Here is a 12,756-nt window from a genome sequence, read left to right as displayed (position 1 = left end):
CAATATGGCACCCCCTAGTATCGGGACATGCCATCCATATGGCATATGGCACGGTGGGAAATATACATTTTAATTGATATCCAAATGCGACTAAAAGTCACTGCTTATTGTATTATTGATCGCGCATAGGCCATATTCTTACCCTGAACCAACAAGCGAAAACAGGTAATTTCCTTACCGAATATTTCAGGAATATCATTACGCAGGTGAGGTATCGCAGCAGATGAAAGTGCCGCTTCAATCTTTGCTATCTCGTTTGGATCGCGTGATGTGGTAAGAAAATGATAGCGGCCTGACATTTCTTCGAGGAAAAAGATGCAGGCGGCATTTTCATCCGCAGTTTTCATCAACAAATCCACGACCATTCCGCGCTCCATATCTGCGACAGAAAATAGATCGCCTTCACGCCTGATCCGAAAATCATGCCGAAACACCAACAGGTCATTTTTGGCGGAACTGATGAAGCCTTCCAACCCTAGGAGCCCCAGCTCATCAGGCAAGTCTGCGATCTGCAAATTACTAACCCGCAGCTAGCCACAAATATCGCATCGCAACCCATCCCGATTGACAGGGCCCATCATATGGGTGACGTTCCCGCATATCCGGCGACGATAATCCGCAATCGCCAACATCGCCCTTAGGAGATGACTGATATACTATACTTGCCCATTTGCCATCGTTACTGACATTGCATACGATCACGGAATGACCCGAGATAATCCGGGCTAGTTCTTTTGCCGTCACCATTGGCCCGATACGTACAGACAAATACCCGTCACCTTTTGGATTTAGCGGCTGCACTTCTGCCCGCGTGTCACAGGCATCAATCTCTGCATCACCGCCAACCATGATTGGATATTTGCGCATTTGATGCGTCATACCTGGAATACTTGCAAAAAATGTGACCGCTATGGCCACCAATGTGGAAACAAATCGCATTGCCAGTTCCTCCCGATTTTTCGATCGTAAAAGTCCATCCGCCAGCAGCCCTTATGTACAGCACGCGATACTTGTCCGCCCCACAGATATGGCATGGCATCCTTCCGTCTGATCGCCATAAACAATGTTCCATAAATCGCAGTGCAGTCAGGAAAGGAAAGGAAACAACCATGCCTTGGCAATATGCAATTGCAATTGCTGCAACTTTTTCCTGCATTGCGGGTTGCGGAGATGTAAAAACACCCGCTCGAAAACCTTTCGCTGTTGAAGGCCAAGTAGCGAGACACGGCGATTGGGCCGTTGGCTGCGACAATTTGTCACGCTGCACCGCGATCGGCGTGCCTGCAATTCAAACCCAAACTAACATGCCTTATGAAATGGCGTTGATCTATCAAGTTGAAGGTGGGTTGGGGGCGATTGGCACAATGACTATGCTACCCATGGCAAAAACCATCGTCGACGATATCGAGCTGTTCCAGATCGGAAATCTGCCCAGCGATAGGGGTCGCCGCTACCGCTTCACTTACGAACCGCGCAGGTTGCCGCCAGAATCTGGGTTTGAGTTGCGGAAGATGATGAGTGCTGGCGAAGCCATCATCGGCATTAATGATAAAAGTGAAGCGCCGCGTGTTCGATTTCCACAAAATGGCTATACCAAAATAGACCAAGCGATTACCAATCAGCGTACAAAATATCAGTCGCGTCGAAAGCAGTCTGTTGAACCACAAGCGGAAACTCTAGAACTTGTCTCCGCGAGCGAGGGAGTAAGGCAAGACGCGTTGCGGGATATGCGGGAGGGGCTGCCCTGCGATCTGGATTCAATTCCGTCACCACCCATCGTTTACACATTAGCAGATGGCACCCGGCTCGTTGCGCTGAATTGCAACCGACTCAGCCGCAATAGTCTAACCCATTGGTATCAATATGATGAGCAGAATGCCGAACCGTTTCGGGTTGTACTGCCGGAACCACGTGGAAACGTTCCGGCAGCGATAGACGGCCTATACAATTCAACTTTCGACCCCGACAGCAGCATTTTGCAATCGGTTGCCTTCAGTGGCTCGGAAGGCGATTGCGGAATATTACGCCGTTGGGCGACAACGGTGAATGGTTGGCAACTGGTCGAACGACGCGAAATGCCATTTTGCGGCAGGGGTATTGCACGGGCTTACTGGATTCGCACTTATCGCGCCGAAAATGTCGGTGGGAGGTGGCTGGAATGATCCGTCTGCTAGTCACTTTTATTTTGGCTGCTTTGATTGCTTTCCCTGTTCAGGCAACGAAGAAAAATCCAGGCTATGTTCGCGACCAAGGCCCTGAAATGCGCAGTGGTGACTGGTACTTGCTGTGCGATGCTCAAAACAATTGCGCCATTCGCGGCGTGGTCAAAAGACTCAAGCGCCCGGCCCAGTCGCGGGCGCTTGTAATGCTCGATCGCGAGGCAGATGCAAACGCCCCTTGGTATGTGCGGATTGTCTTTCTTGATAACGCGGGACGCGACGAAAGCAGGGAAGCTTTGCCTGAAGGACTACGCCTGTTCCGGATAAGCAAAACCCATAAACGGACCCCAGTGCCGCTGGAGCTGGAAGGAGGTGCGGGCAATCCAGTCCACTATCTGCCACATTCGCGCATATCTGCATTTTTTGCGATGCTAACCAGTAACAAGAAAACCGAAGTTCGAGAGCAAGGGCTTGCCTTTGCGACAATGCCGCACGGAAATTTACGCAAGCTGCTTGATTATGCCGAGCGCGAACAACGCACACATGTCCCGCAGATTTTTCCCGAGGAACTTGAAGGAAATGGTGGGCCACCGCGTTTTGATTTTGATATTTTTGCCGCCGAGGATGAAATTGCAACGGCAAAACCGGATTTGGAACAACCATGTGGAGAATTGGCCCCTCGACGCAACAGGGTATGGAAGTTGACACAAAGTGCGCGGCTATGGCTGGTTGACTGTCCGCGGGAAACCAAAGTTTATAGTCAGTTTCCGGGCGGCGTGATCGAACAACTCCATCTCGATGACCTGAACGGCAAAAGATACCATCCTCGCGAAGTGGAATTTGACCCAGCAACAGGATTGATGATGATGGTTGTCCGCAAAAAAGGGCGTTCGGATTGCGGATACCAGATGAACTGGGGCTGGAATGGCGATAACGGCTTTGTCCTTATTTCATCGACCAAAATGCCGCTCTGTCGCAATATCCCGACTTTGTACTGGCCAAAACTGTGGGAGGCCGGGCGCTGGCGGGTAATGGGAACCACGCTGAGCCATGGATACAGAGAACCATTTTTTGAACCCGCTTCAGATTTACCCGACGATTAAGTTCCAGAACTCAAACAATACAATTCAATACAAGGAATAAATCATGAGCAACCATGATGCTGCTGAAGCAATCAAGAATATGAGCGAGACGGAACAGGCCGAAGTGAAGAAAGCGTATCTAGGTCTGATATTCAAATGCATGGCCGGATTGGCATTGATTGGTGTGATCGCTGTTTTCTTTGTCATGCAGGGCGTGGAGGAAGAACGGTTTCGCTACATCAACGAAGGCGTTGTTTCAAAGGCGCTCGTGCTTGACAAGGCTGTCGATAGTTACACGCTGAAAAACGCCAAGGGGAAGACGGCCGAGTCATCGAAAAATTTCGTCCATATTGTCCATGATCCCAAATCCACCGTCACTTATTCGGAACTTGGCAAGAGCGTAAAGGAAGCTGATCTACCTGTCCCCAAAAAGGACGAAAGCACGGGGGTGATGGATATGGATGATACGGAATTTGTCATGGTGCAGGTGGGCCAGGTCCTGACTGTCGTCAACACACCCTATGAGCCTCAAAACCCTTGGACGCTGGCAAAATTACGCGACTATTCTCCCGCCAGCTATTATCTTTGGATGGCAATTTTTGGCGTGCTTGCAGTCACGTTTTGGTTCACCGGCCGCCGGTTCTCTCTTAAATGACGGAACAGCACAAATCAAAGAAAGGCGAGCTTTGGATTGCAATCGCCGCCTTTGCTCTGTTGGTCGCTTTGACACTTCCATTTGTGGCAATGGACATAAGCGGCCGGATGAATAAACTGCGCGAGCAGGGCGTGGTTTCGGTCGCCATCATCGAAAGCAAGCATTTCGAAGAATCGCGGGGAACCAAAGTACAAGCCGGCGGCGGGCGTTTGGTTAGTCGCAACAATATCCTGCAAACCTTCACTCTGTCGTTTGACAAGCACGCTGCAACCAAACACAAAGACTATGCTTCCGGGAAGAAACTAACCTCTAAAGGAAGGCCGCTCCCCTATCCCTACACGATGACAGTGGGGCCGGAAATATACGCCCGCTATGATGAAGGCGACACCATAATGATAACATTTCTGTCCGATGTTGCGAGTTATGACAAGGATAGCTTTCAACGGACGGAGGCAGTCAAACAGCAATCGCAATTTGGTAATGTCATCTGGCTTTATCTGATTTCCTTCCTTCTGCTGATAGTTGGTGCCTGCGCGGGATTGCGCGGCTGGAAACAGGGTAAGGAAAATGCATAATTTGGTTATGTCATTGCTACTGATGATGTCAGTAGGATCCAAACCAGCCGGAGCAGTTGAACCACTAATGATATGGGCTCCTGCCATCGAGCTTCCATCAAAGATCAGAGAATTTGGTGATTGGACCGTTGTCTGTGACAATATCAAGATCTGCACGGCGGGCAGCTTTTCCCGAGCAACGGAAAAAAATGAAGCAAAAGATGATGAAGGCAGATTTAGCGGTCTGACTATGTGGATCGGGCGAAAACCGGGCCGCTTGAAGCGGCCCGTGCTGCTCTTCGATTTCTCTTTTTATCGAGACACACAGTCTGCTTCACCCCTTTCACTGCATGTATATTATGATGCGCTTACTGACAAAATCGGCAAGGCCTATACATTGGAAGAACGCGAAACGGGCAGATACTATGTCGCCGAAAATGATATTCCTACATTTTTGGCAGAAAGTAGCAGGACCAATCTAGCCGCCATCCGGTCGGCCAATGGTGAGATATTCGGCATCATTACCACCAAAGGATTGAATGCGAGCCTGCGATATGTAGACTGGCAACAGGGGCGAGTTGGCACGATAACGGCACTGTTGGAGAGCGGGCATAAATCATGGCAATCAGTCCCGCCTAAACCGAGAAAACCATGGGTCTATGCAGCGGGCCAGGTGAGCGAGTTGATTGTGCATCAGCCCGCTACCGAAGCGGTCGAAGCACTAAGGGCAAAATTTTGCGGATCGCAATTGTCGAGCAAAACACCTGATGCGCAAGCATATCAATTGGTAAGCGGAGACCGACTTTGGTCCATTGAGTGCGGTTTTCCTAGAGTGCGTAACCCCCGCCTGCTCTGGATTACTAAAAGTGCATCTGGCCAATTCAAAACCATGTTTATTCCCGGGACAGAAGGAACGTCCCTGCTTGAGATGCACAGTTTGCCGAACAGCGACTTTGACCCTAAAACAGGGATCATCACCGGGACGTTCAAGGAAACCGATGCCGGAGACTGCGGCTGGCAACAGAAATGGGCATGGACAGGAAACCGGTTCAAGCTGGTTCAGCAACTGGAAATGCTGACCTGTGATGGTCGCCCGATGAAACAATGGTTCAGAACCTATCAAACGGCATTGGGTGGCTTTCTGGACAAGCCCTACGCTGAATAGCTCTAATTTTTGCGATCAAAGACGTTGGCATTAAAGGTCTGTATAAATCCTGCAGCACCGCGGCATTCATTCATCTCTTCCTGCTGCGCCAGACGGAACATCTCACCGTCCCAGACGAACCGCCTCCGCCGGCCACAATCACCCATGCCTCGACCAATTTCGAATGATTCGAGTAAGCGCAGGGGTGCAATCCAGCGTGCGTTGACCATGATGTTGCCAACTTCTTCGCCGGTCATTCCTGCGCCAATGTCAAAACGCGCGGTATGCATATTGCCCTGTTCATCGACGATCAGCGTATCGGCGAAGAAATTATAGGCACCACCTCCACAGGCCCAGTGAACAACAAACAGGCTGTTATCTGCATCGAGTCGCGCTGATATAGGCTGCTGGTTTTGCGACAATTGATCGGACGAGCATCCATGGCCATCATATAATTTCTGCAATGCTTGCGGAGAAATTCTGCGGGGTGTTTTTTTGGAAGCGGGTGGGCGCACAAAAGTAACCGAATAGCTGAGAGATGCATTGGATATGGTTTTGGTGCCTGGCCGGATCAGTGCGGTTGACGTATCAACGCGCCCTTGCTGATCGTCCATGTAAAATAAGGCGGCTTTGAGACCCGCAAGCGATGTGCGGCCATGATTATCAAGGCTGCCGGATGTTGAGTCGCGAGAATCTCTAACGAATATATGATCTGCATCCGCCATTTTTTGGATCAAATCACGTGCATCGTCTCCGCAATATCTGATTTTTGCTTGGGCATCGGGCGATCTGTGCAATACCCACTCGTCATCCACTGTCAGCTGGAAGTCCTTGAACATCGAAACGTCAATTGTAACTTTGGCAAGCGAGTTGGGGCCGGAAGCCCGGTAGATAGTGATAGGAGCTTGGTTTTCATTTCCGTCGGGAGTCTCAAGACTCATCGCCATACAAAAGCGGTGATTATCGCAGCCCACGACCCAATCCTTAAAGGTGCGCGTAACTTCCGGTTTGGGAGAGGTATCAGCTGCCGCAACGGGAGTGGCAGCCAAGAGTAACAGAAAATGCAACACCGGAACAATCCTCCTCCTCCCGGTTTAGACTATCGACCTCAAAGGTTCCGCCCCATATTCATGGCATGGTGCAAATGCTTGGCTCTCCTATCCTCGGCACAAAGGATGTAATGGTGCGATATTTTCAAATTGTCTTGGCAATAGTGTTTGCGTTTTGCGTTTCGGAGGTGCCAGCTCATGCACAAAATCCGGAAGATTTCACAATTCAGCCTGTACCAAATGGTCTGACCGGCGAAAAACATCCGGATGGCGAACAAGGTCCGTTTAACATTGAAAAACTATCTATCGACATTTCTATTTGCGGCTTAAAATCCAAAACCATGATAACGGCAACAATCGCCAATTCCTTGGAATCCGAGATTGCGGGGCGAGTATTGATAAATCTACCAAGCGGCGCGACCAAGGTCAGTTATGCTTTCGACGTAGATGGAGAGATGACCAATGACACATTGGTAAAAATCGGCCGCAAGGACAGTTTTAGAACCAATGTTTTTGCCTTTGCTGCAAATGGCGAGCGGACCGTAAAAATAGGCTATACCGCTCCCTACGGTCCAGTCGCCGGCTTTGCCTTCCCGCTCGATGGATTCTCTCCGTCAACATGGATCACTGTTACGGTTGATGCCCAAAATATGTCTAATCCACCACAAATCGCGATGCCAAACGGGAAGATGTTCAACCTAGATAAAGAGGGTGGTCGTTGGAAAGCGGGCTTCAGCGATGGACTTTACCGCGTCATAGGGAATCAACCTATCATGATCAAAGGAGGCAAGGTAGCAGGCAATTGCCGCTAACCCGCCAGTGCAATGGCTCCTTTTGTGCGGTAGTTCCAACCGAACGTTTCCAAACGCTCGCAAAAACTCGAGTTTTTCCAGCAGCTCGAAAACTATTCCCTGTTCTATCGCTCAAGGAATTTACCCATCCAACTCTAACAAGCGCTGGACCTCAGCCGCCATGCTTCCTCCAATACTGCCAAGATTTCGCAAATCTTCCCTGTAAACTTCCGTAGAACAGGGAAATTCGTTGAAGAGACTGGTTCGGTAGGGACGGCAACCGTCACCACTACAAATATTTTCATACATAAAACCACCCACATGGGTTTTTGAGACGCTATGGCGGCGCTTTTGCGAGGTGCTCTGCGCGCATAGCTGACTTGGTCAAATCGCCATATGCGCTCTTCATCGACGGACCGACTCCATTCCATCATGATATCACCGCTGCTCCAGACACGCAGTTATTCATCTTCACCGCGACGTTTGTTTGACATGCCGCACTGCATCTGTTCATCATCAGCGACTGATCTTGGAGGAAAGAAAAATGTCCGTCGTCACCACAGAAAAGCACCAGAATATATTGGTCGTCATCTCAAACAACCCACCGGTCAACGCGCTGGGCGCTGCCGTTCGGCAGGGACTGGTCGATGGTATTGATCAAGCCTTGTCGGATGATGAGATCGAAGCTGTGGTCATTCGGTGCGATGGGCGTACATTTTTTGCCGGTGCGGATATCACAGAATTTGGCAAGCCGATGAAAGGACCCAATCTGGGCGAAGCCCTTGATCGCTTGGAAGCGAGCAGCAAGCCGGTTGTGGCGGCGATCCACGGGACGGCTCTGGGCGGAGGCTGCGAAGTCGCCTTGGCTTGTCATTATCGCGTGGCTGTTCCTTCGGCCAAAATGGGGCTGCCCGAGGTCAAGCTGGGCCTGATCCCCGGTGCTGCCGGAACCCAGCGCTTGCCGCGCGTAGTCGGCGCGGAAGCAGCCTTGCCAATGGTGGTGATCGGCAACCCGATCCCGGCGAAAAAGGCCCATGCGATTGGATTGGTCGACAAGATCGTGGGCGAAGACAGTCTGGCCAACGATGCCATCGCGTTCGCAAAAGAACAGATTGGCAAAAACCCGCCGCGCTCCTCCGAAGGCACAGCCAATGAGGATGGCGTAAAAAATCCAGCGATATTCGACGAGTTCCGTCAGAAAAATGGCCGCAAAATTCGTGGATTCGAAGCACCGGAAGCGGGCATTCAGGCGGTCAAGGCGGCGGGCGAAATGTCCTATACCGATGGCGTCTTGAAAGAACGCGAACTGTTCATGAAACTCATGACCGGCACCCAGTCGGCTGCCATGCGCCATTATTTCTTCGCCGAACGCGCCGCCAACAAGATTGACGGCATTGATCCCAAAATCGACCTGATCCCGATCAAGAAGGTCGGAATTTTGGGTGCCGGAACCATGGGTGGCGGCATAGGGATGAACTTTCTATCCGCTGGTATTCCCGTGACCATTGTCGAATTGAAAGGAGAAGCACTGGACCGCGGTGTTAGTGTGATCCGCAAAAATTACGAGAACACAGCCAAGCGTGGCCGAATGACAGAGGCGCAAGTCGAGGATGCGATGCGCATATTGACGCCCAGCCTGTCCTATGACGATCTTGCCGATTGCGATCTGGTGATCGAGGCGGTGTTTGAAAATATGGATGTGAAGAAGGAAGTCTTCACCAAGCTTGATGCCATCGTCAAACAGGGCGCGATTCTTGCCAGTAACACCAGCTATCTGAATATTGACGAGATTGCCGCTGTCACCAAACGGCCCGAATATGTGCTCGGTTTGCACTTTTTCTCACCCGCCAATGTAATGAAGCTGCTAGAAATTGTTCGCGGCGAAAAAACCGCCGATGATGTGCTGATGACGGCGATGAAACTGTCCAAAAAAATCGGTAAAGTGGCGGCCGTCTCCGGCGTATGTCCGGGCTTTATCGGCAACCGGATGCTTAGTCCGCGCCAGGAACAGGCCAATCTGATGATCATGGAAGGTGCCAATTACTGGGACGTTGACGACGTATTGCTCGACTTCGGATTTCCCATGGGTCCTTTCCAGATGTCTGATCTGGCTGGCGTCGATATCGGATGGCATCGCGACCCCGAACGCATCGAAACCATGCGCGACGCCTTATGTGCTGTCGGCCGCTGGGGTCAGAAGGTCGGCAAAGGATTCTACGATTATGACCAAGCGCGCCAACGCACGCCGGCTGACGAGGTCAAAACAATCATCGCCGAATTCGCGGCGAAAGCCGGCAAGGAACAGCGTGAAATTTCGAAAGACGAAATCCGCGAGCGCCTGCTTTATCCCATGGTCAACGAAGGCGCCAAGATCCTTGAAGAAGGCATGGCCCAGCGCGCGAGCGACATCGATGTCGTCTGGATCAACGGCTATGGCTGGCCGCTTTACACCGGTGGGCCGATGTTCTGGGCCGATACAGTCGGGCTCGACAATGTTGTTGCCGGTTTGAAGAAACATGGTCTGCCGGTTGCAAAAATGCTTCAGGAAAAGGCCGATGCGGGAGGCAAGTTCAACGCTTAACACCGCACTTACCGATTAGGAGAGAATATTTGTCAGTCCAAGGAATAGATCCACTGGAAAAGTGGACGCCACCCGCTGAATGGCCTGTACGATCACGCAAGGATGCAGCAGCCTTGTTATGCGCGCCTGGCCAACCCTTTGAGATGGAAATGGTCGAGATTGACGGCGTAGCAACCCGTGTCTGGAAAAATGCCGCGCCTAGCCTTGCCGCTTTGGCAGAGCTTGGGCGCAGTCATGGTGACGCCGAATTTCTGATATTTGCAGATGAACGCGTCACCTATGCCAATTGGTATCGTGCCGTGGCCGCTCTGGCAGTGGAACTGCAACACATGGGCGTCTCCAAAGGAGACCGTGTCTCGCTGGCCATGCGCAACTTGCCGGAATGGCCAGTGATTTTCTTTGCCGCGGCTTCCATTGGCGCTATTGTGGTCCCGCTCAACGCCTGGTGGACCGATCAGGAGCTTTTATTCGGCCTGGCGAATTCCGAGACCAGCGTGTTGCTATGCGATGCCGAGCGGTGGGACCGGGTGTCTGCGCATTTGGCCGATTTGCCTGAGTTAAAGCACGTCATAGTGGCACGAGGCCAAAGCGAACTGGCACAGCCGGCCCGTGCGCTGGAGGATATTATTGGCAAGCCCAACGACTATGCCAAGCTTCCAGATCAGAATCTCCCAGCCGTTGACATTGCGCCCGATGACCCGGCTACGATTTTCTACACCAGCGGGACAACCGGTCAGCCCAAAGGTGCACTCGGTTCCCATCGCAATCTCACGACCAACGCGATCTCGGTCGGCTATTCCGGCGCTGCCGCAGCTTTGCGCAGAGGGGACGAAATACCCGAACCCACCGTGCGGGTTGGCTTGACCGTTGTGCCCATGTTCCATTGCACCGCTTGCTCAGCCATCATGATGCCGACCGTTCAAGGCGGCCATAAAATGGTCTTCCTGCACAAGTGGGACACTGTGCAAGCCATGGAAATTATCGAGCGGGAAAAGGTCAATGCGACCGGTGGCGTGCCGTTCATTGCTTGGCAGCTGATCGAGCACCCGGACCGCGAAAAATATGACCTGAGCACGATTGATTCGATCAGCTATGGCGGCGCGCCTTCCGCCCCGGAACTGGCCCGGAAAATTTATGAAGTTTTTGGCGCCTTGCCTGGCAATGGCTGGGGCATGACCGAAACAACGGCGACGGTAACATCCCATAGCGCCGAGGATTATCTCAACCGCCCTACCAGCTGCGGCCCGCCCGTGGCGGCTGCGGACCTGAAGGTCATGAACGAAGACACAAATAAGGAAGTGCCGATTGGCGAAGTGGGCGAACTTTGGGCCCGTGGTCCGATGGTTGTGAAAGGCTATTGGAAACGTCCGGAAGCCACGGCCGAGACCTTCGTCGATGGCTGGGTCCGGACCGGCGATTTGGCGCGATTGGATGACGAGGGATTCTGCTATATTGTCGATCGTGCAAAAGACATGATCATCCGGGGCGGAGAGAATATCTACTCATCCGAGGTGGAGAATATCCTCTATGATCATCCGGCGGTTATGGATGCAGCACTGATCGGCATCGATCACAAGACGCTGGGAGAAGAACCCGCCGCCATCGTGCAATTGGTTCCCGGACAAAAGGCTGACGAAGCGGAATTACAGCAATGGGTGCGCGAGCGGCTGGCGAACTTCAAAGTGCCGGTAAAAGTCCTGTTCCGCGATGAAAGCTTGCCGCGCAACGCCAATGGCAAAATCTTGAAAAAGGATTTGAAGTCGCTTTTCTGACGCTCAGTCTTTGGGTGGCATCAGCCGGATCAGGCCTTCCTGCACGGCGGATGCCACCAAGACGCCTTCTTCGGTATAAAGCGAACCCCGGTTGAGACCGCGCGCACTGCCGGTCCAGTCGCTGTCCATAACGTAGCAGATCCATTGATCCATCCGAAAATCATCATGGAACCACATGGCATGGTCGAGACTGGTCGAGAATAATCCGGGCGTGGTCCAGTGGAGACCGTGCGGAATCATCGATGTCGAGAGCAGCCCCATGTCGGATGCAAAAGCCAATGCTGCGCGATGGGTCAAAGGATCATCTGGCAAGGGTGCGACAGTTTTAAACCACTGATATTGCCGCGCGTGTTTTGTCTTGCCCTCGGGACGGAAGCTCCGAACGTCAAAAGGGCGTGGCATGCTCATCCGCTGGATATGTTTGTCCGAAACCTGGGGGTTCCGGGCAATTTGCTCCATCGCGCTCATACATTGTTCTGGTGGCAGAACATCGGGCATGTCGATCTGATGGTGGAGACCATCAGCAGGTTTTTGAAAGGATGCCGTCAGGTTGAATATGACTTTGTCATTTTGCCGGACAACAACCCTGCGATTGGAAATGCTCCGCCCGTCAAAGTCGCGATGCACCCGAAAATGCAGCGGCTTTGTTTCATCACCAGCCCGCAGAAAATAGGAATGGAGCGAATGGATATTCTTCTCGTCATCGACGGTACGATCCGCCGCAACAATTGCCTGCGCAATCACCTGGCCGCCAAAAATCCGTTCCCGCGCAGTCGAATTGAGCGCCGGAAAGACAAATTCATCGGCCCCATCATCCGTGAGATTAAAGGTTCGGAGCAATCCGCCTATCAATTTCTCCGCAGGCACGGAGGCGCGATGGGCCAAAGCCTCCGACAACCGGCGCTCGACCTGTTCGTCCGTTAATTGTTCCAAAACTGCTTCTATTCCTTAAAATATGTCGAAATCTGA

The 12,756-nt window shown here is 52.0% G+C and carries 12 protein-coding genes; 8 read left to right on the top strand and 4 right to left on the bottom strand.

Features of this window, described 5'->3' with window-relative positions; all coding sequences use genetic code 11:
- Positions 1-104 precede the first annotated feature (104 nt).
- Positions 105-500 carry a hypothetical protein gene (locus ABJV08_RS05155; RefSeq protein WP_348039878.1) on the bottom strand — a complete coding sequence of 132 codons (396 nt, stop codon included), beginning with the start codon at positions 498-500 and terminating at the stop codon, positions 105-107.
- 19 nt (positions 501-519) lie between these two features.
- Positions 520-939 carry a hypothetical protein gene (locus tag ABJV08_RS05150; RefSeq protein ID WP_348052387.1) on the bottom strand — a complete coding sequence of 140 codons (420 nt, stop codon included), beginning with the start codon at positions 937-939 and terminating at the stop codon, positions 520-522.
- Positions 940-1,109: 170 nt separating this feature from the next.
- On the opposite strand from ABJV08_RS05150, the gene ABJV08_RS05145 reads away from it, so the two are divergent.
- The 5 genes from ABJV08_RS05145 to ABJV08_RS05125 all read left to right on the top strand — a co-directional run bounded on the left by ABJV08_RS05145 (position 1,110) and on the right by ABJV08_RS05125 (position 5,615).
- Positions 1,110-2,162, top strand: coding sequence for a DUF1176 domain-containing protein (locus tag ABJV08_RS05145; protein WP_348039880.1), 1,053 nt, complete (start codon positions 1,110-1,112; stop codon positions 2,160-2,162).
- A complete protein-coding gene (locus tag ABJV08_RS05140; protein WP_348039881.1) occupies positions 2,159-3,262 on the top strand; it encodes a DUF1176 domain-containing protein in 1,104 nt (367 codons plus the stop codon). Before ABJV08_RS05145 ends, ABJV08_RS05140 begins: the two co-directional genes overlap by 4 nt.
- 43 nt (positions 3,263-3,305) lie before the next feature.
- Positions 3,306-3,896: a hypothetical protein gene (locus ABJV08_RS05135; protein ID WP_348039882.1), complete on the top strand. Its 591-nt coding sequence runs from the start codon at positions 3,306-3,308 to the stop codon at positions 3,894-3,896.
- Positions 3,897-4,003: 107 nt separating this feature from the next.
- On the top strand, positions 4,004-4,471 hold the full coding sequence (locus tag ABJV08_RS05130) for a hypothetical protein (protein ID WP_348039883.1): 468 nt from the start codon (positions 4,004-4,006) through the stop codon (positions 4,469-4,471).
- A complete protein-coding gene (locus ABJV08_RS05125; protein ID WP_348139456.1) occupies positions 4,464-5,615 on the top strand; it encodes a DUF1176 domain-containing protein in 1,152 nt (383 codons plus the stop codon). The genes ABJV08_RS05130 and ABJV08_RS05125 overlap by 8 nt, the downstream gene beginning before the upstream one ends.
- 2 nt (positions 5,616-5,617) lie before the next feature.
- Here ABJV08_RS05125 and ABJV08_RS05120 read toward each other — a convergent pair whose 3' ends face one another.
- Positions 5,618-6,664, bottom strand: coding sequence for a DUF1176 domain-containing protein (locus ABJV08_RS05120; protein ID WP_348039885.1), 1,047 nt, complete (start codon positions 6,662-6,664; stop codon positions 5,618-5,620).
- Between the two features lie 65 nt (positions 6,665-6,729).
- On the opposite strand from ABJV08_RS05120, the gene ABJV08_RS05115 reads away from it, so the two are divergent.
- From ABJV08_RS05115 to ABJV08_RS05105, 3 genes are all read left to right on the top strand, one after another.
- Entirely contained in the window at positions 6,730-7,455 is a 726-nt protein-coding gene (locus ABJV08_RS05115; protein WP_348039886.1) for a hypothetical protein, read from the top strand.
- 523 nt (positions 7,456-7,978) lie between these two features.
- Complete coding sequence (locus ABJV08_RS05110) at positions 7,979-10,015, top strand: 3-hydroxyacyl-CoA dehydrogenase NAD-binding domain-containing protein (protein ID WP_348039887.1); 2,037 nt, start codon at positions 7,979-7,981, stop codon at positions 10,013-10,015.
- Between the two features lie 53 nt (positions 10,016-10,068).
- Positions 10,069-11,787, top strand: coding sequence for a class I adenylate-forming enzyme family protein (locus tag ABJV08_RS05105; protein WP_348052399.1), 1,719 nt, complete (start codon positions 10,069-10,071; stop codon positions 11,785-11,787).
- Between the two features lie 3 nt (positions 11,788-11,790).
- On the opposite strand, the gene ABJV08_RS05100 is transcribed toward ABJV08_RS05105, so the two are convergent.
- Positions 11,791-12,720 carry an acyl-CoA thioesterase II gene (locus tag ABJV08_RS05100; RefSeq protein ID WP_348038379.1) on the bottom strand — a complete coding sequence of 310 codons (930 nt, stop codon included), beginning with the start codon at positions 12,718-12,720 and terminating at the stop codon, positions 11,791-11,793.
- Positions 12,721-12,756: the final 36 nt, after the last annotated feature.

Source organism: Parasphingorhabdus sp. (assembly GCF_039982395.1).
Lineage (GTDB): Bacteria > Pseudomonadota > Alphaproteobacteria > Sphingomonadales > Sphingomonadaceae > Parasphingorhabdus.
The sequence above is the reverse complement of the archived record's forward strand: the minus strand, read 5'-3'. Positions and strand labels throughout refer to the sequence as shown.